Below are 20,508 nucleotides of genomic sequence, written 5' to 3' on the forward strand. Positions count from 1 at the left end.
GCGAATTCCCTCGGTAGCCCCTTGACGATTGGATGCCGCGTGGGCGTGTGCGTCACCGGACAGAGTGTACCGATGGGTTCGGCGTTCGATTCGCGGCGGATTCTCCTGCCGGTTTGGATTCGGTTGGTGCTTTCGAGGGTCGGGCGTTCAATCGGTACCTGCGAGGCGGCGCATGGGCCCTTCGTCGAGTCGAAAGATCGTCCAGTCGGTGAGGGCGCGTGCTCCGAGCCCTTTGTAGAAGCCGATTGCCGGTTCGTTCCAGTCGAGGACGAGCCAGTCGACGCGGGCACAACCGCGTTCGAGGGCGATCTGGGCCACTCGAGTGAGGAGGGCGCGACCGAGCCCGGCGCCGCGGGCTTCGGGCCGAACGAACAGGTCTTCGAGGTAGACGCCGGGCTTGCCGGTCCATGTCGAGAAGTTGTGAAAGAAGACGGCGCATCCCTGTGCGACACCATCGACCTCACCGATGATTGCTTCGGCGTATGGGCCGCGCGAGCCGGGAGGAAGGCCGATGCCGAAGATGTGGGCGAGGACCATTTGTTCGGTCATGACGACGGCGTCGGGCTCACGCTCGTATGCCGCGAGGTCTTTGACGAGTCGGAGGATGAGCGAGGCGTCGTCCGGCACGGCGTTTCGGATGGTGACGTGTGGCATGGCATGAGCGTAGCGAAAGAGGCCGGGGCCGTGCGAACGGTCCCGGCCCGGCATAGTGGTTGCATCACCGGCGGCCGATGTCTCCGAGTGGGAATGCCGGTGTGGCGATGGGCTTGAGAGCGAGTGCGAGGAGCGCGAGTTCGTGGTCGTCTCCCGCGATGCGATTGGTGCGGAGTGTGCCGCAGCCCGCGCAGCGATGGACGATCGACCATTCGCCGTCCTTTCGGACTTCGATGGCGATGGGCTCCATCGGTTCGCGGCACGGGCAGCATCGATCCCCCGGCTCGTCGTCGAGGTGGCGTGACCAGAGACAGTGCGGGCAGTGGTTGCGGTGGCGAGTGCCCCAGGCGCTCTGGCTGACTTGGAAGGAGCAGACGATACAGGTGAATCCGGAGTCCGGACGAGACTTGTGTGACATGGGTGGTTTGCTGATCCGTCGTGACCGGCGGCGTCGGGTCTGGAAGACCCGCGCGCGGAAACGCGTTGATGTGGAAGATCGTGCATCGGCTCAGAGAGACCGAAGCACGGATGAAGCCGAGTGTGTGAAGAACGCCCATTGGCGGGCGTAGTGCGCGCGATCCCGGCGTTCTCATTGCTGCCAAAGACATTCCGGACGAGGGTCCGGATTGCGATGGTCAGACGGGCCGGGATGGATCAGGCAGTGGCAGACATCAACGACTCCGAAGCGACCGATCCTGCTCAGAGGATGGCACTTGAAAGGATACCCGATCCGGGGCGGGTCGGATCGGGTTCCCGACGCACGTCTCATAACAACGGGGAAAAGGTCCTATAGCCAGTTTCAGGGTCCGAGAGCCCCGGAACGGCCTCAGGATCTTCCCTGATTGGGTGCAAAGACGGCGTCTAAACCTTGAATTCTCCGCGACTTGTGGCATTCTTACTGCGGCACGCCATGTCGGGCGTGAGTGGAATTTGTACCCCGCCATAGCGGGTGCCATAGAGAAGAGGAGAAAGAGCATGCGTTTCGCTCGATGTGTTGCCGCTGCTGCGGCTGTTGCGTGTGTGGCTGGTCTTGCCGTCGCTGGTCCTGTGGCGACGGTGGTGATCGATGGCTCCAGCTATGAGCTGGCATCGTTCGAGGCCGATGGTCAGTTCCGCCTGGTCCCCGCGGTGTACACCTTTGGTGACACCACGATCGAGACGCTCGCCGGCCCGCGTGATGCGGGTGCGACGATCGCCTACGGCCTGGCGATTGTCGACGCCGGTGGCGCGTCTGCGTTCTCGTTCGAGTTCAGCATGCCGATCACGCTCGATGCGGGCGCGACCACGATCGTCTCATCGATCGTCGGCGGCATGACGGACTTCACGGGCAACGGCGTCGGCATCTCGACGACGGGCGGCTTCGACACGATCCAGCGGTCGTGGGTTGCCGGTCCGGTCACGGATCTCGGCGTGAACGTCGGCGGCTCGGTCTCCTTCGGCCCCGGCCCCTCGGGCTCGCTGTACAACTACGGCGCGTTCGCGACCGGCCCGATCGCCGGCCCGGACCTGTCCTCTTTCGCGACGCTGCATGTCGCGGTGGACTTCATGGCCTCTGGTGACAATGACGTGATCGTCCTCACGGGCTTCACGGACATCGTTGTCCCGGCTCCCGCATCGATGGTCGCTCTCGCGGGCCTCGGCCTCGTGAGCCGCCGCCGCCGGGCCTGATCGCCTGACGGTTTGAGTTGAATCAGTAGAACGCCGGTCGCCTTATGGCGGCCGGCGTTTCTTTGTGTCCTGCCTGTTCGCGAGAGGTCGTGTAGACTCGGCCGGATGAGCGATCCTTCGAAGGGCGGAGAGGGCGGGGGTATTTTGCGCGTGCTCGGGACGCGGGATGCGATGTGCGTGGTGATCGGCGCGATCATCGGCGTGGGCATCTTCTTCACGCCGAGCCGAGTGGCCGCGGTATCGGCGGACGGCGGATTCGCGATGCTGGCGTGGATCGTTGCGGGCGGGATTGCGCTCTGCGGGGCGTTGGCGTTCGCGGAGCTGGGTGGGATGTATCACGCGCCGGGCGCGCAGTACGAGATTCTGCGGGACTCTTACGGGCCGTTCCCGGCGTTCTTGTTCGTCTTCTGCAACGCCACGGCGGTGCAGGCGGGGGCGATCGGCGTGATCGCGGTGATCTGCACGGAGAACCTGATCGTTGCGTCGGGCCGACCGGCGGGATCATCGGGGGGCGTGCTCGCGGTGTCGATCGCGCTGATCGGGCTCGTGACGCTCGCGAATGCCATGGGTGTTCGCTGGGGCGCGCGGATCCAGAACTTCACCGTTTACGCGAAGGTGCTGACGCTGCTGGTCATCACGGGGCTGGCCTTGATCGTCTCCCCGGAGAAGCCCGTCGCGAATCCGGACGAGATGCCACTGAGGTCGCTCTCGCCCTTTGCGGGACTGCTCGCGGCGTTGACGCCGGCGTTCTTCGCGTTCGGCGGGTGGCAGCACGCGCTCTGGATATCGGGCGAGGTGAAGAACCCTTCGAAGGCCCTGCCCCGCGCGATCGTCGGCGGGGTTGTTGTGGTGATCGTGGTGTATCTGCTCGCGAACTGGGCGTATCTCGACCTGCTCGGGTTCCGAGGCGTCGCAACGAGTAAATCCCTCGCGGCGGACGCGGTGGGCTCGGTCTTTCCGAGCACCGGACGGCGCGTGATCGCAGGGGCAGTCGCGCTCTCGGCGTTCGGGGTGCTGAATGCGCAGCTGCTGAGCGGGCCTCGGCTGGTGTATGCCGCGGCTCGTGATGGGAGGTTCTTCGCGCCGTTCGCGCGACTCTCGGCGAGATTCGGGACGCCGGTGGCGGCGATCCTGCTCCTCACGGGCGTCGCGGTGGCTCTCCTGCTCGCTGCGGGGGGCAAGGACGCGGTGGACCGGCTGACGACGGGTGTGGTGCTGATCGACGGCGTCTTCTTCGGGCTGACGGGGATCGCGCTGTTTGTGCTGCGCCGGAAGAAGCGGGATGCCGCACGGTCGTTCCGCGTGCCGCTCTACCCGGTCGTGCCCGCGCTGTTCGTGATCGGGGAGCTTGGGCTGATCGTGGGTGCGTTCCTTGAGCCGAGCGTGCGCGTGCCCGCGCTGATCGCGGTCGGATGGATCGGCGTGGCCGGCGTGTTGTACGCGGCGCGGTTCAGGCGGAGCGGCGGGTCTTGAACTCGGGGCCGTGAGCGACGGGCTTCAGGCGGCCCGCTTGGATTCCATGCGCTCTCTCGACGGGACTCTCACGTTGCTCGCGAGGCCGAGCGCGGCCATGGTCCTGATCACGATGTAGCTGGCGTCGAACTGCCACCAGCGGAGCCCGTGGCGGGCCGAGGCGGGGAATGCGTGGTGGTTGTTGTGCCACCCCTCGCCGAGCGCGAGCACGCCGAAGATGGGGTTGTTGCGGCTGTGATCGTGGCTGCGGAAGGGACGCGAGCCCCAGAGGTGGCAGACGGAGTTGACGCTCCACGTCACGTGGTGAACAAGGAAGACACGGACGAGCCCACCCCAGAGGAATCCGAGCAGGGCGCCGTTCCATGACATCATGACGAGACCGCCGATGATCGCGGGGATGATCAGTCCGAGCAGTGCCCAGAGCGGGAAGAGCGCGCTGATGCGCCGGACCATGGGGTCTTTGACGAGATCGACCACGTACTTGCGATCGCGAACCTGCACGCCCTTCAGGAACCAGCCGACGTGGGCGTGCCACGCCCCCTTCAGCACGCCGACGATGCCTCCGCCGTGGTTGTGTGGAGAGTGCGGGTCGTCCTCGTGGTCGCTGTGCTGGTGGTGGCTGCGGTGGGTCGCGGCCCAATCAAGGAGCGTGCCCTGCACCGCCATCGAGCCGGCGACCCCGAGCAGGGCGGCCATGGGACGGCTGGTGTCGAAGGATTTGTGGGTGAAGTAGCGATGGAAACCGATCGTGATTCCGAACCCGGTCACGAGGTACATGCCCACCATGATGGCGAGGTATGTGAAGTTGAAGACGCCGCCCCAGAGAAGCACCATTGCGACTGCGAAGCCGATGACAGGGGCAACGACGACCACGGCGGTGGCGATGCGTTCGCCGAGCCCGGCGTGATGATCGGCGTTGTCGAGAGACCCGGCCTCGGGCGTGGGGATCGCGCCTGAGCCGTCGATGGCGACCGGCTGTATCTGCCCGGCCTCTACCTTCGTGATGACGAGCGGGAGAACCCCCTCGGTGGGATCGATGGTCTGAGGATTCAGAGCGGGGGCAACTGATGGTGGTGTCATGCTTGTATCACGCGGCTGTCCGCAATTCAGGACTCGGAACTCTGTATTTACGATAGGAGCGATTCTCAGCCGAAACTCACGCTCTATCGACGCCCAATGACCCACGGGGACAGAAACACGCGGGCAAGATAGCGACTGAGAGCGGGGTACGCGAGCGGCGGGTGTGAAGCCGGAACTCGGCTTCACACGGCATTCACATACGCCTCCTGCTGACGCGACTCGCGAGCGGGTGACGCGGAGTTTATGCGCACGAGGCCCTCGGACCCAGATCGTGCTCCGCGACACCGGATACGGGTGGTTGGGGCATGCAGTCGTGGGACTCAGGGGCCGGTCCGTTCACGCGACGCGGCGGCGACTCCCTCTCGCTCATCGACCACGAGTCGCAGCAGCACGAGGCCAGCCGAGAAGCAGACGGCGAGCGCCCCGAGGGCCAGGGCGCGGGACTCGGCGAGCAGCGGCGCGCCCTCGGCATTGCGGAGAAGGGTCGAGAGCGTGCCGAAGAGGAGCACGCCACAGATGCCCGAGAGTTTGTAGACCATCCCCCACAGCCCGAAGAACTCGGCGGCTCTGTCGAGGGGTGTGAACGCGCCGACGATCGCGCGGCTGGAGGTGCCGATCCCGCCGAGCCCGATGCCGAGCAGGGCCGAGACGCACCAGAAGAGCACCGGGGGTAGGGATGTCAATTGTGCGGCGATCAGCACGCCAACTCCCGCGACCCAGACACCGAGGAAGATCGAGATCGTCCGCGTGTGGCCCAGACGGTCCTGGAATCTCGACGTGGTGAATGCGGCGAAGCCGGCGGCGATGGACATCACAAGAGCGAAGAGGATCAACTGGGGGAGTTTGAAGCCCATGTCGTCGCCGAGCATCCCGAGGAAGTAGATCACGGACTGGGTGCCCATGCTGTAGACAAAAAAGATGGCGAGGAAGCGGGCGAGTTGGCGGAATCTGTGGGCCTCGCGGACAGTCCTGACAAGGCGGGAGGCGGTGGAGCCCACGAGAGAGGCGGGACTCTCCGGCAGAGAGGCATCGACCGGCTTCTCCCTGAGCCAGATGAAGGAAGGCACGATGCCGACGATGAACCAGATGCCTGCGAAGAGGAAGAGGGGCCGCGCCTGGGACATCTCGGCACGCCCGGCGAGCATGATCCACGCGGCGACGATGCCGAGGAGCACGAGCGCACCGATGTAAGACATGGTCCAGCCGAAAGCCGAGACGCGCCCGACGGTGGCGGGAGTTGAGAGCTGGGGAAGGAACGAGCCGAGGAAGTTCTCGCCGAGGCCGCACGCGACGGCGGCGATGATGTAGAGCGTCGCGGCGAGCGCGAGATCGCCTCGCCCGAGGGACGCGAGGGCACAGGTGAGGACGCCGCAGAGAACGCCGGAGACAAGGAGGAGTTCCCGCTTCCACTGCCTCTGGTCGGCGAGGGCTCCGAGAAACGGGGAGAGGATGACGATGATGAGGAGCGATCCGGCGGTGATCATGGTCCAGATGCGGGTGCCGGCGCGGGGATCGTCTCCACCGACCACGACCTCTCGCAGGAAGAGGCCGAAGAGCAGGGTGTTGATCAGGAGCTGGAAGGACTGATTGGCGAGGTCGTAGAGAGCCCACGCCCAGACCTGGCGGCGGTTCGGTATGTCGGCGAGCAGGGGCATTGGCCGATCCTTATGGCGTGACTCTGTCTGAATGGACCGGAGGATAGCGATGGGATGGTTGGACCGACTGAAGAAGGCGATCGGGGGCGGAGGGGGCGTGGTCGGCACTTGGCCGAGCGACCAGTTCTCGACGGTGCGGGACCTTGTCCATGCCGCACTGTCACGCTTCGAGAGCTCGCGAGCGAGTAACGGCGGCTGGGTCTCCATCTGGATTCACAATGCCAAGGGCAAGGAACTCGGTGTGATCCAGTACGCTGGTGATGGAATCATCAACTTATGCAGCCGGGACGACATCGACTTGGCGGCATTGCTCCGATCGGCAGGACGTGAGGACTTGGCGTCGCGGTGCGATGAACGTGACTCGGCGATGTTCGCGCTTCAGAATCCGACACGCGAAGAAGTCGCGTTGGCGATCGATCTTGTCATCAGCTTGGCATATGCCGAGAACGAAGGCGGGCGTGTCATGGTTGAGATCGATCCGGGCTGATCATGGGTTCACCCGTAAGTGCCTGGCCAGAAACTCGGCCTGGATGTTCTTGGCCTCGTTGGAGACGCGTCCGAAACCGACGTGCTCATCGGGCGCGCCGGTCGATGGCCAGGTAGTGAACTCGATGAGGGATGGGTCTGCGGCACGCGAGACGTAGTGGCCACGGAGGGTCTCGATGAAGCGGCGCTGGGTCGAGACTGGGACGAGGCGATCCTGCTCTGAATGGAGCGCGAGAAGCGGGAGCGGCTTGAATCCTGCGAGGTTCTGCATCGGGTCAAGCGTGGCGACACGGGCCGGATCGTGGCTGACGGGCCACGGGGGAGCATCTGCGGGCGTCTTGTTCGATGGCGCGTAGAGCCCGGCCAGGTTGCCCGTCGTGCCTTCAACCGCGGCGCACTTGAACGGGTGCTCGTCGCAGAGCCGGCGGAGGGTGGTCATGCCGCCCGCGGACATGCCGCCGATGGCGAGGCGGTCGAGATCGAAGGCCTCTGCGTGCGAGGGGTCGCTGAGAAACTCGAGGACCTGATCGACCTCCCCCACTGCCTGCTGGAGCATATCGAGCGTGCGGGCGGGGGTGTGGAACTCGGGGATGAGGCGTTCGCCGTGGCCCGGGAGGTCGATGGCGCAGACCGCGAGTCCGGCGCGGATCCAGCGAAGGTATCGCCCGGGGTCGAGCTCTTTGTAAGCGGTGCGTCCGTGCATCCAGAGGACGGTCGGCGCGGGGGACTTCCAGTCCGGGTGGGCGAGGAGGAGAGGGATCGCACCGGCCCGCGCGAGGCGTGACTGGGTGCGCAGCGCGATGGGGAAGGCGGAGACCAGCGCGGGTGCGTCATGCATCGCGGCGGCACCGGATCACTTCGACACCCGTTCCTTCTCGGCGCGCCGGCGTTTGAGTTCCGCATCGATGAAGGGGGCGAGTTCGCCTCGGAGAACGGCCTCGTAGTCGGTCTCCTCGTAGTTGGTGCGATGGTCCTTCACGCGGTTGTCGTAGAAGACGTAGGAGCGGATCTGCGTGCCCCAGCCGAGTTCGAGCGTGCCGCCCTTCGCGGCGGTGATCTCTCTCTCACGCTTCTCGTCCTCAATCTGCTGGAGCTTGGCCTTGAGGAGCGCGAGCGCTGCGGAGCGATTCTGTGTCATTTCCTTGTAGGTGTTGGTGGTGATCTGGATGCCGGTCGGCTTGTGCGTGATGCGCACGGCTGTGGCGACCTTGTTGACGTTCTGCCCGCCGGGGCCGGAGGAGCGCGCGAAGACGACGACATCGATCTCCTTGTCGGGGATCTCGACCTCGGATTCTGCGATCTCGGGGATGACATCGACCGTGGCGAAGGATGTCTGGCGTTTGCCCTGGGCGTTGAAGGGCGAGACCCTGGCGAGCCGATGCGTGCCGCGCTCGCATGAGAGATAGCCGAACGCGTACGGGCCTTTGACGTGAAGGGTGACGGAGTCGATACCGACTTCGGGTCCGAAGCCCTTGTCCACCTCTTCGAGCGACCAGCCCATCTTCTCGCAGTAGAAGATGTACATGCGGAGCAGCATCTCGGCCCAGTCGTTGGCCTCGGTGCCGCCCACACCGGCGTTGAGCGTGAGGAAGCAGTTTCCGGCGTCGTACTTGCCGGTGAAGAGGGACTGGAGCTCGACGCGCTCCATTTTGATGCCGAGCTGGTAGAGCCCCTCATCGACCTCGGCGAGGAGATCCTTATCACCGGCCTCTTTGGCCATGTCGTATCCGACTTTGGCGTCTTCAAGACCGGTCATGGCCTCGGCGAGCGGGAGGACCTGAGAGCGGAGGATTTTGACCTCGGCGACGACTTTCTGTGCCGCGGACTGGTTGTCCCAGAACCCTTCGGAGCCCATGCGATCTTCGAGGGCTTTGAGTTGGGCCATCTTGGAGTCGTAGTTAAAGAGAGTCGCGGATGGTCAAGATCCGCGCCTCAAGTCCCTCGATCACGGGTTTGTGGGCGTCATAGTGCATGGGGAATCTCCAAACGAAGGGCGATGGTAGCCGCGTCGGGTGTCGCTTTGAGGGGGTTCGGGGTGTTTATGGGCCTGCGTGTGTCCTGCGGCAGATCGCGAGGAAATTTTGAAAACCTCGCGCGCATCGGGTTAGGGGTCGCCTCATTGTGTGGCAGCACGGCCGAGAGGCCCGCGTCCTGGGAGGGCGCGGGCCAGGCCTCCACCGAAGGAAACAGCCACCATGAAGACAATCGCATGCACAGCCGTTGCGCTGGCAACCCTCTCTGGAGCGGCGAACGCCCAGTGCACCATCAATCGCTACGGCGTCCCCGACTTTGACCAGCGGCGCACCGGGCTCTCCAACAACGGGGGCATGCACTGCGTCCCCACCTCATTCACGAACATCCGCGGTTATATCGCCAACAACGGGTACGGGAACATCATGTCCGGCCCCCGGAACTGGCAGAGCCAGACGAACTACAACTACGTGACCGCTCGCATCAACGCGATGGGCACGTACATGAGCACCAGCGGCGCGAATGGAACCAAGAGCAACAACGCCTATAACGGCTGGAATGACTTCATCGAAGACTGGCACGAGGACAAGTTCACGCTCAGTTCATGGAGCGGGTACGTCCCGCCGGCATGGCTCTTCATCGGCATGATCGGGGGCCTGACGAACGTCTGCTACGGCTATTACAAGCCGCAGGGCGGGGGCGTGTTCGATCGCGACGGCGGGCACTGCGTGACGCTCGTCGGGTTGAAGGGGCTGTGCACCAACTTCAACGAGCCGACGTTCCGTATTCGGAACCCGGCCTCTGATGATGGTGACCTTGCGGTCCAGTCCGTGTTCTCGACCGAGGAGACTCGCACGGCGATCCAGGGCTTCAACTACGACGGCAACTGGGTCAACCGGCACCGCATGCTGGATTTCGGTGTGGACTCGACGACGCGTCGCTACCTCGACCAGCTGTGGGTGGTCTGGCCTCAGGTCTGCCTGACGGGGAAGGTCACGTTCGGCTCGGATTTCCATATCTACAAGCCGGTCAAGGTGTTCGGCCTGAACAACGAGAACTCGTCTTCGCAGACCCCCTCGCCCGGGATGGAGATCCTGCAGGTTGCGCTGCATCCGATGGGCGTCGAGGCGTATGCGCTCAAGGTGAATACGGCGACCAACCAGCACCGGCTTTACAAGCAGGATCTGGCGACGGGCGTCTGGACAACGGTGCTCCCGACGTTCACCGCTGAGCGCGCGAACATCGCGGTGTCGCGATTCGGCCACCTGTTTGTGCATGCGGATGGATCGGTCAAGAAGTATGACCTGAACCAAGGGTCGTACCCGCTGCTGGCGCAGGCCACCGCGCCCGGGCCGATCGTGGACATGGAGTACGACGACAAGAAGGACGAGATCGTCGCGATCACAACGAACGGTCGGTTCGTGCGATTCAACAACGATCTGACGCCTCGTGCGAACCAGCCGTTTCCGACTGGTGTGTCGATCATCGGAGACGGCTCCGTCTTCCCTGACCCGACCATGCCGGATCGCTGGTACATCTGCTCATCGGGCTCGCCCACGATGTACCGCGTGATGACCGACTCTCCGACCGTCGATCGCATCCACATCGATTCGCTCATCACATTCCCGGCGGGAACTGAGCCCCGCTCGCTCGTGATGACGGACTCCGGCCACCTGGTTTTCTCTGACCGAGGCGTGATCGCCGACTGGAAGTTCACGAACTTCGGCACGCATGCCGCGTGGGCTCCGGACCCCTCCTCAGCGATCGCGGGCCTTCCGGCCGGACGGAGCATCGAGGTGAGCCGCTCGCGCAACAACTTCGTCGCGGGCGTGCATGACCAGCCCAAGTGGCAGAACGACAGCTATCAAGACGAGGGCGTCGTGCCGGTGCCCGATTGCAACCCGGACCTCAACGTGGACGGCCAGGTTGACATCCTCGACTTCCTCGCGTTCTTCGACTCCTTCGGGCAGTGCCAGCTCGAGCCCGGCCCCTGCGGCGCGGCAGGTGTCAACGCCGACTACAACAACGACGGGCTGGTTGACATCCTTGACATGCTCGACTTCGTGGATGATTTCAGCTACGGCTGCGTCTGAGCGGACGCGTCACGACTGAGGACAATCACGGGAGCGGACGCACCGATTCCCGAACACACGGCGGCTCGCCCACTCCGGGCGGGCCGCTTTTCTTTCCCGGGGATGCAGTGTCCGGGGCGGATACACGATGAAATCTGCGTGATGGGCCCGTGCGCAACGAGAGAGGGAGCGGCACATGCGGTTATAGTGGTTCGATGCCAATACTCGCACGAACTATCGCGCAGGCCGGAAGCGAGCCCGTCTCGAATATACGCGACGGCTTCGGCCTGCTCATTCTTCTGATCGGGATATGCGTTGCACTGGTTGTGATCGCGCTTGGGATGATGGTGGTCGCGCGAAAGTCGAGAACACCCGGCACCAGAAAGCGCCATGCCGGCCCGAAGGTTGATGCCTGGAAAGAGGCGGGTGCTCGGGCACGCACGCCTACGGCCTGGGAACTTGAGAAATCGAATCGACCTCGCGTGAAGCGAAAGAAAGAGATCGATCCCGATGCCTTCGAGGAGGGGCTGGAAGGGGCGGGCGACGGCTCAGCCGGAGGACCCGATGGCGACGGCGGCGGAGATGGAGGCGGCGATTGACGCACCTGCACCTTGAGACTGAGCTCGCACGCCTGGCCGAATCGGACGCGCCGATCGCACTCGTGACCGGTGCGGCACGGCGTGTCGGGCGTGCCATCGCCCTTGAGCTCGCCCGCGCCGGCTGCGACGTTGTCATCCACCATCACGCATCGGAGGCCGAGGCCAGAGGTGTGCGAGCGGAGATCCACTCGCTCGGACGCAGGGGCGTGTGTTGGCGGCTCGATCTTTCAGACCTCGCCGGGGTCGAGCGCGGAGCGGCGGAGTTGGCCCGTCGGCTTCCTCGACTCGATGTGCTGGTCCACAACGCGTCGATCTATGCCCCGACACCCATCGCTTCGATCAACGCCGAGATCCTCTCGCGATTCCATGCGGTCAACGCGGGCTCGCCCGCGCTGCTGAGCGCTGCGCTCTCGGCACATCTCTCGCGCTCACCGCTCGACGGGGGCGGCGCGATCGTCGCGATGCTCGACATCCACGCGATGGGTCTGCCGCGCCGCGAGTTCGCGCCGTACGCGATGTCTAAGGCCTCGCTGCACGAGCTTGTGCGCTCGCTGGCGCGCGACCTCGCCCCGCGTGTGCGAGTGAACGGCGTCGCGCCCGGCGTTGTGGCGTGGCCTGATGAGGGGTATGAATCGGGTCGCGCGGCGCAGGAGGTGTATCTGGCGCGAGTCCCGCTGGCCCGGGCCGGGACGCCCGGCGACGCGGCGGAGGCCGTGCGCTGGCTCGCTCTCGAGGCACGCTACGTCACCGGTCAGGTCATCCGAGTCGATGGGGGCAGGTCGTTGATGTGAGAGCGTGACGCGACGGCGGTCTCACGCGTCGGCCATGACCGGCAGCGTCGCGATGGCGTTCTCTACGACAGTGTCCGCGTTCACACCCTCTGCCTCGGCCTCGAAGTTCATGATGAGGCGATGACGGAGCGCGGGAAGCGCGATGCGCTGGATGTCCGACACAGAGACGGCGGCGCGCCCGTCGAGAAGCGCAACAACCTTCGCGCCGAGTTCGAGCGACTGGGCAGCACGAGGGGATGCGCCGAGCCGAACGTATTGGTTGACCATCGGGGTTGCGAAGCGCCCTCCATCTGGTCCGGCGGCCTTTCCCCTGGGGTGTGTCGAGAGCACGAGGCGCACCGCGTAATCACGCACGCTCGGAGCGATGGGCACGCGCCGAACAAGCGCCTGGTGGGCGAGAAGTCGTGCCGTGTCCAGCACGGGCTCTGCCTCGACACTGACGCGGGTGGCGGTGCGTTCGAGGATCTCAGACATCTCTTCACGTGTGGCGTACCCGACCATCACCTTGAAGAAGAATCGATCGAGCTGCGCCTCGGGGAGCGGGTAGGTGCCCTCCTGCTCGAGCGGGTTCTGCGTCGCCATGACAAAGAACGGCTTGGGCAGTGGATGGCTCGTGCCGCCGACGGTGACGGCCCGCTCCTGCATCGCCTCGAGGAGGGCGGACTGTGTCTTCGGCGTGGCGCGGTTGATCTCGTCGGCGAGCAGCATCTGCGTGAAGACCGGGCCGGGTTGGAACCTGAATTCACGGCGCACCCTGCCGTCGCCCCGATCATCCTCTGCGACGATGGTCGTGCCTGTGATGTCGGCGGGCATCAGGTCGGGCGTGAACTGCACGCGGCCATGAGCCAACGAGAGCGCCTGGGCGAGTGTTCGGACCAAGAGCGTCTTGCCGATGCCCGGCACGCCCTCCAGGAGCACGTGCCCCGAGGCGAAGAGACAGACCAGCACCTGCTCGACCACATCCCGCTGGCCGACGATCACCCGACCGATCTGCTCCCGCACGGCGGACGCGTCGCGGACGAAAGACGCCGCGGCTTCGCGCACCGCCTCCGGTGTCGCCGGATCGTCGGTGTGTGGAGGTCGAGAGGCGTCGGCCATTGGTTCGTGGTCGGTCGAAGGAGGCCCGTTCCCGCAGGGACGGGCGAGGGGCCGGTGTGCTGCGCAATGGGGACTCCCACTCGCTCGGAAAGGCCGCGGTCGGATTCGAACCGACGAAGGGTTTCCCCAACGGATTTGCAATCCGCTCCATTTGTCCACTCTGGCACGCGGCCGTGCTCAAAGCCGATTGACGGGCGGATGATAGCCCGCATCCGGGCGTCCGATCCTCGCCGGAGCGTCGGTTGTCACGCGGGGATGGCGAGCATCCCGATAGGATATTGACGTATGCACGCCCAACACGAAGCGATCGTTCGATACGTCTTTCTCTGGCTTGCGGCCGTGACGCTCGTCGCGCCTGCGGGTATCGCCCGGGCGCAGGAAGAGCCGCCCCCGATCGGCACGGATGAAACTGCTGATCCCTCGAAGGATGCCGAGCTCAACGACGAGTCGATCGAGCGTGTGCGGAACGAATTGCGTGAGCGTCCGGCTTCAAGGATCCTCTACCCGTCGTCCAAGTCGAGCACGAGCGCGGCCTCCCCGTCCGGGAGCGTCGATGTCGCTGTCGAGGCGGGCCTTCCATCGATCGACCCGCTCGGCCCGCGTCCGCCCCTTCTGGCCGAGGGGTCCTTCATCGTTCGCCGGCGCGGCGTGCTGATGGTGACAGACTGGGGCGCGTACATCTTCGCGTTCGCGCCATCGCCCGAGGGGACGCGTGAGCGTCCGATGGCTGTCATCCCGTGTGAGACGCTGCGTCGGATGGAGTCCGCTGCGGGCGCGACGGGTGAGGGCGCTCGCTCGCGCGCCGCACGTGTGCAGGTTGTCGGCGCGTTCCTTCTCTCTGGCCAGATCACCGCGTACGCAGGACGAAACTATGTGCTTCCGACGGTCTTCTCACTGATCGACGAGAAGGCAGTATCGCCCGATGCCGTCGAGCCAAACCGGGAGCGTCCACCTGCCGGGGTGAAAGACCCCGAGATCGATGAGTTGATCTCGGACCTGGAATCGCTCCGCGCCACGCCCCGGACTACGACACCGACTCGCACACAGCCCGGCGCACAACAGAACGCCGCCCTGCTCGCCGACGACACCGTTATTCCGCGGCGGAAGGCGCGCCTGACGCGGACACCACGGGGCGAGGCGGCGCTTGTCTTTGACTCCGGGCCCGAGGGTACCGGCGATGTTGCGATGATACTTGTGCCGTGCACCGCGACCGAGGGGATCGAGCGTGCCGCGGCCCGTGCGGGCGACGGCGCGATGTTCGATGTGAGCGGGCGTGTGTTCCAGCACCAGGGTCGGAACTACTTTCTGCCGGTGATGTATATCGCGGAGACAAGCCGCAACGTCAAGCCGCTTCGTTGACGCGCTTTGTGCGATCCATCAAGGCGACGGCACGCGCGTGATGGCCGCGTACGACTGCCAGGAGCAGGGCGCAGGCGATGAGCGCGACGCCCACGGTTTCGGCCGCTTCTTCCATGGTCTGTCCCCATGGCGGAGGATCCTCGGTGAGCCGAAGCAGCAGATCATCCGTGACGTATCCGAGACCGACAAAGCCGCATGCCGCGGCGAATGTCCACGCGAACGAATCGAGCCCGAGGAGGAGGCGCTTCCAACGCACTCTCGCGCAGATGAGCGGGACGAAGAAGCACGCCGCCCCGACGATGAAGAGCGCCCCCCACATGACACGAACGAGAATATCGGTGTTCGGGTCGGTCCACCAGTCGCTTCGGAAGCGGACCGCGTTCTCGGCTGTGAGACCGAGGATGTGGATGTTCTCGGGGTTGAGCAGCACGTGGAGGTCGAGCTCTCGCGTGCCTGCAACAAACGAAAGAAAGCCGACCCACAACAGGAATGAGACATCCCGGCGCGCGCCGCCTCGCCAGCACCCGAAGGCGGCGATCGCCACGCAGAGGAGCCATGTCCACGGGTGCGTGCGTTCCATGACGCCGCTCTCGGCAAAGACGTGCTCGAGTTGCATCCCGGGGCGTGCGAGGATCAATGCTCCGAGCGAGAGAGCTCCCAGTGCGCACACGGACGCACTGATCCCGCGGAGGCGCGTGCCTGCGGGGTGTGAGAGGTACAGGGTCTCTTCGGGCAAGGACGGCCCCCCACGCTCCGACGGGTCTGAAACAACAGAATCACGCTCAGCCATGGAGACGCCTCTTCACTGGATGAAGCGGATCAGGCCTTGGCGACGGGAACGCCCACGATCGAGATCCCGCGGGCATCCGCGAGATCGATCACCTCGGCCTTGTTGATCATGATCACGTCGCCCGCGGCAAGGGCGAGACACCCCGCGCCCGCGGCGTGCAGATTCTCGATCGTCTGAGGACCGATCGTCGGCACGTCCGATCGGCGGTCGTGCCCGGAGCGGGCCCCCTTGCAGATTGTCCAGCCCTTGGCGCGACAGAGTGTGCCTGTGCGTTCGATCATCCGGTCGGTGCCCTCGACCGCCTCGACTGCGATCACGTCACGCTCGCGTACGGAGACGGCCTGGCCGATGTCGAGCCGGAGCAGCTCACGGAGCATGGGCCAGACGAAGTCGATGTCCTGTTCCTGCATGGCGGTCGGCCGGGTACGGGTCATCACGCCCTCGGTCGCGAGCTCGGCAGGGATGGGATAGGTCGAATCGAGGAGTTGCACGCCGCAACGGTCGAGTTCCTCGGCGATGGCACCGAGGACGGCGTGCGAGCGCCGGTCGTGGCGCAGGTGGCGATACCAGGCAACGACGGTGCGGACGTCGGGGATGTTCTTGACCATCCGCAGCGGATCGTGCATCAGCTTGGCCTTATCGACCCTGCCGACCATGATGGCGTGGCGCACGCCCAGACGAGCGAGAATCCGCGCCCAGGACCCGACGCGAAGGAGCCCGACATCGCGGAACGACGTGCAGATCTCCGGCAGGCCCGCCTCGTACTGCCTCCAGAGCCCGAGACCGTGGACAGTGTGGCCCTTCTCTCGCAACGAGCGGGCGATGATCACGGGCAACTGGCCGCCGCCCGCAATCAGACCGATCGCCGTTGGTGGCGCAGGAGGGTCCGGCAGGATGGTCAGTGGGCTAAGCATTCGTGAACAAGGCACCGAGCCCGGCCAGCTCCGGGGAACGCGAGAGCGCCTCCGCACCCATTTCGCGACATCCAATCTAGTTCCCACACCCCCATCAATCAAGTTCGGTTTCTGAAAGGTCGCCCCCGGGGACCGACCCCGGAAGCCAGTCCCAGAGACCCCATTGAGGAGCGGAGACCCGGCCAAGCCGATACAGAGTGTCGGATGTCTGACCGCCAGAAGCCCACAATACGGACCTCGGGGAGCGAGAATCGGGGATTCGCGCTGCCGATCGCATACCCCAGCACGGCGATCACGCCTGACGGCGATGCCTTCGTGCCCGAGGGGGCCACCCCACCGGAACCTCCCTCGACACCGGCGCGACCCGCGATCGGTGTCTACTTCGAGTGCGCGAACCAGTACGTCCGCGTCTACAGGAACGCCACCGGCAGCGAGTATCTCGCCAGATGTCCGAAGTGCGCCAAGACCATGTCCTTCCTTGTTGCGCCGGGGGGGACTGCGCGGCGCATGTTCGCGGCTTCCTGCCGGTGAACGCGGGCCTCGGGCCTCTCTCTCGCGCGGCGGCTAGACTGCCCACATGAGCATGATGCCTGGATACGAGATCGCACGCGCCAGCGGCGTGTGCGCGGGCACCGGACGCCCGATCGCTGTCGGTGAGTCCTACATCGCCGCGCTCTGGACCGAGACCGACCCCGAACGACCCGGCACGGAACTGATGCGCCGGTCGGACTATTCGACCGAGGCGTGGATCGCCGGACACCGCCCGACCGGGCCCCTTGTCGGGCACTGGCGGGCGACGCTGTCGCCCCCCAACACGAGGAAACGGGCCCTCATCGGTGATGATGAATTGCTCGACCTCTTCATGCAACTCGGTGAAGCGACCGAGACCAAGCGTCTTGCGTTCCGTTATCTGCTCGCGCTCATCCTCGTTCGCAAGCGTCTGCTTCGGGTCGAAGGGTCTCCTCAGCGCGGCACACTGACTGTCCGACTCAAGCCCGTCGGCGATGCGCCAGGCCAGGTGGTCGAGGTCGTCGATCCGGGAATGGATGAAGCGATGATCGCCGACGCGACCGAGCAGCTCTCCGCCGTGCTCGCCAACGATGAGCCGGTGACGACGTGAAGCCCCCCCCACGATCCCCCCCACGATCCGCCCCACGATCTGCCCCACGATCTGCCCCACGATCTGCCGCCACGCTCTGCTCCGTGCTCGCGCTCGTGCTTGCTTGTTCACTGTCGGGCTGCAATTCAGGTAGTGATCGGCGGGGCGAGCGGGTGGCCGAGCGCGGGCCGGCACCCGCCTATGCCGAAGCCGCGGCGAGGTTCAACGAGGTTGCCACGGCATATGACCATCTCTGGACGCCGGTCGCGTTGCGGGTCCGCTATCGGGATGCGAACTCCGGGAAGATGACCGAGGACCTTCTGGATGGTCACTTCCAGGCGATCGCGCCCGATCGGGTCGCGCTCCGCATCGACAAGCTCTCCGAGACCTACGCGTATCTCGGGTGCGATGCCGAGCGTTACTGGTGGATCGACGTGAAGGCGGGGTCCGCCATTGTCGGCACGCACGCGAGAGCAACCCCTTCTGCGCTCGCCGACTTTGATATTCCCGTTCATCCGCTCGATCTGATCGCGCTGCTGGGAATCGTGCCCGTTGATCCGACGGGCTACGGCGCGACCCGCTGGTCGACCGACGGCAAGTCGCTCGGCATTCTCACGCGGGCCCGCTTCGGCAACCGGCTCTTATGGGTGGACCCCAAGACCTACGAGCCGACCGCCGTAGAGATCACCGACGAGAACGGACGGACGAGCCTTCGCAGCACGATCACACGCCCCGAGCGCATCCCCATCGACGGAGATCGCAATTCCAAGGCACGCATCGCCACCCAGTACGATGTGGCGTTCGAGGGATCGGATTTCGCGCTGGGCGTGCGCCTGCAGGCACCGGAGAACCGGCGCGAGCGCATGCGCCCCGCGGCGTTCAACATGGAGACCGTCCTCAGGACCTATCGCGTCAAGGACATCATCGATGTCGATGCGCCCAGCCCCTGAGATCCAATCCCGACACGATCCTCGCGATGAGTTCACGCTCCTCTGCGAGCGATGCGGGTATGTGCTCGAAGGGCTCGATCACGGCGGCAACTGCCCCGAGTGCGGCAAGCCGATCGCCGAATCGCTGCCGCGGAATGCGAGGCCGGGGAGTCCGTGGCAAGCGTGGCGTTCACCACCGGATGCGGCATGCGTTGGTTGCGGGTATCCGCTTGAGATCGAAGATGATCGCGATGTGTGTCCTGAATGCGGCACGCGTGTGCCGGAACATCGGGAGGATGTGGAGCACCAGCGATATCTAACCCGTGCCGGCGTGAAGGCAGTCCTCACAACAATCCGAGAGATGTATCTTCGCCCGCGCGCGATGCTGTCGCGTGTTCGAATCGAAGAGGGGCCTACACGATCACTAGGAGCGATGATCACGTCCGTGGCCTCGGCTATTCTGATCGTGCCCATCGGATGCATGCATGGGTGGTCGATCTTCGTGCGTACGACGTGGACGCTCGAGAGCGCACTTGAGACTGTCGGCGTGCTCTGGGGAATGGCCGTTGCTGGACTGCTCGTGCTCTGCATCCTGGTCTTCTTGTCCTTCATTGAGGAGATGGGCATCCAGCTCTTTGGCCGCGTGCATAAGCGACGAATCACGAGCGCGGTTGCTGAGACAATCTGCGCACATGCCTGCGTCGGATGGATCACGGGCGCGGTTCTCTTCTGGGGGTTCATCCTGGCTGCCGTGCTGCTCGGCGAGAATCGACTCGCGTTGTTCTCGCCGATTGGGCTGATCCTTGGCCTGCTCCACTTTGAGATCCTCGTCTGGCTGGGCGTGAAACGCTGCCGCTACGCCAATCGTGAGCGGCCGGACGCGAATCCCATCCCGCGCCCTGAATCTCCGTGAGAGAAGACAGCCCTGGGTCACTGGGGCATTCAGCGACAGGAAGATGATTCACCGTCTTGTACCCAGGGCTAACGCCCTGGGCTGTATTCTCGCGCGGCTGTGCCGCTCCGGAACCGCACTTCGGGCTTCCCACCTTGGAACGGGGCGACTTCATGTTTCCAGACTTCGTGACTCCGTGACTTTCTGACTCCGTGACTTCCTGACTCCGTGACTTTGTGCCTTGTGCCTTGTGCCTGTTGCCTTCTTCGTTACACTCCCCCCATGCAGAGCAAAGCCACCACCGTTGACCAGTACATGGCCGAACTGCCCGAGGATCGGCGTGCCGCCCTGAGCGCGGTCCGTCAGACGATCCGGGCGAACATCGATAAGGACGTCGAGGAGTGCATGGGGTATGGGATGCCGGGGTACGCGATCCCGCACCGCGTGTACCCGCCGGGGTATCACTGCGATCCGTCGATGGGTCTGCCGTTCGCCGGGTTCGCCTCGCAGAAGAACTACATGTCGGTCTACCTGATGACCGTCTACGGCGAGGGGGCTGAGGAGAACTGGTTCCGCGAGAAGTGGGCGAAGACCGGCAAGAAGCTCGACATGGGCAAATGCTGCATCCGCTTCAAGAAGCTTGAGGACTTGGCCCTCGACGTGATCGGCGAGGCGATCCGACGGGTGTCGGCGAAGGACTTCATCGCGCATTATGAGCGGAGCATCCTCAGCATGAACAAGTCCGCGACCGCCAAGCGTGCGGCGAAGGGAATCGCAAAGAAAGCGACGGCCGCCAAGCCCGCGGCAAAGCCAGCCAAGAAATCCGTCGCCAAGCACTCCGCCAAGCCCGCGAAGGGAAAGGTGACAACGCCAAAGGCCGGGAAGAAAGTCGCGAAGAAGACCGCAAAGCGTGTCGGGCGGCCAACGGCAAAGAAGAAGGCCGCGGGGCGGATCCGATCTCGATAGCAGCGAAGATGA

The 20,508-nt window shown here is 65.0% G+C and carries 21 protein-coding genes and 1 tRNA gene; 12 read left to right on the forward strand and 10 right to left on the reverse strand.

Features of this window, described 5'->3' with window-relative positions; all coding sequences use genetic code 11:
- Positions 1-147: 147 nt before the first annotated feature.
- Positions 148-549, reverse strand: coding sequence for a GNAT family N-acetyltransferase (locus tag KF838_09130; protein QYK49829.1), 402 nt, complete (start codon positions 547-549; stop codon positions 148-150).
- A gap of 169 nt (positions 550-718) precedes the next feature.
- Positions 719-1,072 (reverse strand): RNHCP domain-containing protein, encoded by a 354-nt coding sequence (locus tag KF838_09135; GenBank protein QYK46947.1) that lies wholly within the window; start codon positions 1,070-1,072, stop codon positions 719-721.
- A gap of 557 nt (positions 1,073-1,629) precedes the next feature.
- On the opposite strand from KF838_09135, the gene KF838_09140 reads away from it, so the two are divergent.
- Together KF838_09140 and KF838_09145 are read left to right on the forward strand one after the other, a co-directional pair.
- Positions 1,630-2,322, forward strand: coding sequence for a hypothetical protein (locus KF838_09140; protein ID QYK46948.1), 693 nt, complete (start codon positions 1,630-1,632; stop codon positions 2,320-2,322).
- Positions 2,323-2,427: 105 nt separating this feature from the next.
- The gene (locus KF838_09145) at positions 2,428-3,795 is read left to right on the forward strand and encodes an amino acid permease (protein ID QYK46949.1); all 1,368 of its coding nucleotides are present in this window, start codon (positions 2,428-2,430) and stop codon (positions 3,793-3,795) included.
- Between the two features lie 24 nt (positions 3,796-3,819).
- Here the strand turns inward: KF838_09145 and KF838_09150 are convergent, their stop codons facing one another.
- Both KF838_09150 and KF838_09155 read right to left on the reverse strand, forming a co-directional pair.
- On the reverse strand, positions 3,820-4,875 hold the full coding sequence (locus KF838_09150) for a fatty acid desaturase (protein ID QYK46950.1): 1,056 nt from the start codon (positions 4,873-4,875) through the stop codon (positions 3,820-3,822).
- A gap of 320 nt (positions 4,876-5,195) precedes the next feature.
- A complete protein-coding gene (locus KF838_09155; GenBank protein QYK46951.1) occupies positions 5,196-6,530 on the reverse strand; it encodes an MFS transporter in 1,335 nt (444 codons plus the stop codon).
- A 49-nt stretch (positions 6,531-6,579) separates the two neighbouring features.
- Here KF838_09155 and KF838_09160 point away from each other — a divergent pair, with 49 nt between their 5' ends.
- Positions 6,580-7,017: a hypothetical protein gene (locus KF838_09160; protein QYK46952.1), complete on the forward strand. Its 438-nt coding sequence runs from the start codon at positions 6,580-6,582 to the stop codon at positions 7,015-7,017.
- Here KF838_09160 and KF838_09165 read toward each other — a convergent pair whose 3' ends face one another.
- Together KF838_09165 and prfB are read right to left on the reverse strand one after the other, a co-directional pair.
- Positions 7,018-7,854, reverse strand: a complete 837-nt coding sequence (locus KF838_09165) for a prolyl oligopeptidase family serine peptidase (GenBank protein ID QYK46953.1) — start codon at positions 7,852-7,854, stop codon at positions 7,018-7,020.
- A gap of 15 nt (positions 7,855-7,869) precedes the next feature.
- Positions 7,870-8,901 carry a peptide chain release factor 2 gene (gene prfB / locus KF838_09170; GenBank protein QYK46954.1) on the reverse strand — a complete coding sequence of 344 codons (1,032 nt, stop codon included), beginning with the start codon at positions 8,899-8,901 and terminating at the stop codon, positions 7,870-7,872.
- A gap of 310 nt (positions 8,902-9,211) precedes the next feature.
- Here prfB and KF838_09175 point away from each other — a divergent pair, with 310 nt between their 5' ends.
- The 3 genes from KF838_09175 (at position 9,212) to KF838_09185 (ending at position 12,449) form a co-directional block, all read left to right on the forward strand.
- A complete protein-coding gene (locus tag KF838_09175; GenBank protein QYK46955.1) occupies positions 9,212-11,080 on the forward strand; it encodes a hypothetical protein in 1,869 nt (622 codons plus the stop codon).
- A 194-nt stretch (positions 11,081-11,274) separates the two neighbouring features.
- A complete protein-coding gene (locus KF838_09180) occupies positions 11,275-11,658 on the forward strand; it encodes a hypothetical protein (protein ID QYK46956.1) in 384 nt (127 codons plus the stop codon).
- Positions 11,655-12,449 (forward strand): SDR family oxidoreductase, encoded by a 795-nt coding sequence (locus KF838_09185; protein ID QYK46957.1) that lies wholly within the window; start codon positions 11,655-11,657, stop codon positions 12,447-12,449. The genes KF838_09180 and KF838_09185 overlap by 4 nt, the downstream gene beginning before the upstream one ends.
- A 21-nt stretch (positions 12,450-12,470) precedes the next feature.
- Here KF838_09185 and KF838_09190 read toward each other — a convergent pair whose 3' ends face one another.
- Together KF838_09190 and KF838_09195 are read right to left on the reverse strand one after the other, a co-directional pair.
- On the reverse strand, positions 12,471-13,547 hold the full coding sequence (locus KF838_09190) for an AAA family ATPase (GenBank protein QYK46958.1): 1,077 nt from the start codon (positions 13,545-13,547) through the stop codon (positions 12,471-12,473).
- A 90-nt stretch (positions 13,548-13,637) separates the two neighbouring features.
- Positions 13,638-13,720, reverse strand: a tRNA-Cys gene (locus KF838_09195).
- Between the two features lie 112 nt (positions 13,721-13,832).
- Here KF838_09195 and KF838_09200 point away from each other — a divergent pair.
- Positions 13,833-14,906, forward strand: coding sequence for a hypothetical protein (locus tag KF838_09200; GenBank protein ID QYK46959.1), 1,074 nt, complete (start codon positions 13,833-13,835; stop codon positions 14,904-14,906).
- Here KF838_09200 and KF838_09205 read toward each other — a convergent pair.
- Both KF838_09205 and lpxI read right to left on the reverse strand, forming a co-directional pair.
- Positions 14,890-15,696: a hypothetical protein gene (locus KF838_09205; GenBank protein ID QYK46960.1), complete on the reverse strand. Its 807-nt coding sequence runs from the start codon at positions 15,694-15,696 to the stop codon at positions 14,890-14,892. The two genes, KF838_09200 and KF838_09205, sit on opposite strands and share 17 nt — an antisense overlap.
- A gap of 29 nt (positions 15,697-15,725) precedes the next feature.
- Positions 15,726-16,610 carry a UDP-2,3-diacylglucosamine diphosphatase LpxI gene (gene lpxI / locus KF838_09210; protein ID QYK46961.1) on the reverse strand — a complete coding sequence of 295 codons (885 nt, stop codon included), beginning with the start codon at positions 16,608-16,610 and terminating at the stop codon, positions 15,726-15,728.
- 204 nt (positions 16,611-16,814) lie between these two features.
- Between lpxI and KF838_09215 the strand changes: the two genes are divergently transcribed.
- From KF838_09215 to KF838_09235, 5 genes are all read left to right on the forward strand, one after another.
- Positions 16,815-17,141, forward strand: coding sequence for a hypothetical protein (locus tag KF838_09215; protein ID QYK46962.1), 327 nt, complete (start codon positions 16,815-16,817; stop codon positions 17,139-17,141).
- A 46-nt stretch (positions 17,142-17,187) separates the two neighbouring features.
- Positions 17,188-17,730 carry a hypothetical protein gene (locus KF838_09220; GenBank protein ID QYK46963.1) on the forward strand — a complete coding sequence of 181 codons (543 nt, stop codon included), beginning with the start codon at positions 17,188-17,190 and terminating at the stop codon, positions 17,728-17,730.
- A 152-nt stretch (positions 17,731-17,882) separates the two neighbouring features.
- Complete coding sequence (locus KF838_09225; protein ID QYK46964.1) at positions 17,883-18,659, forward strand: hypothetical protein; 777 nt, start codon at positions 17,883-17,885, stop codon at positions 18,657-18,659.
- The gene (locus KF838_09230; protein ID QYK46965.1) at positions 18,637-19,551 is read left to right on the forward strand and encodes a hypothetical protein; all 915 of its coding nucleotides are present in this window, start codon (positions 18,637-18,639) and stop codon (positions 19,549-19,551) included. The genes KF838_09225 and KF838_09230 overlap by 23 nt, the downstream gene beginning before the upstream one ends.
- 261 nt (positions 19,552-19,812) lie before the next feature.
- Positions 19,813-20,496 (forward strand): DUF1801 domain-containing protein, encoded by a 684-nt coding sequence (locus KF838_09235; GenBank protein ID QYK46966.1) that lies wholly within the window; start codon positions 19,813-19,815, stop codon positions 20,494-20,496.
- Positions 20,497-20,508 lie beyond the last annotated feature (12 nt).

This window comes from Phycisphaeraceae bacterium (genome assembly GCA_019454185.1).
Taxonomy (GTDB): Bacteria; Planctomycetota; Phycisphaerae; order Phycisphaerales; family UBA1924; genus JAHBWV01.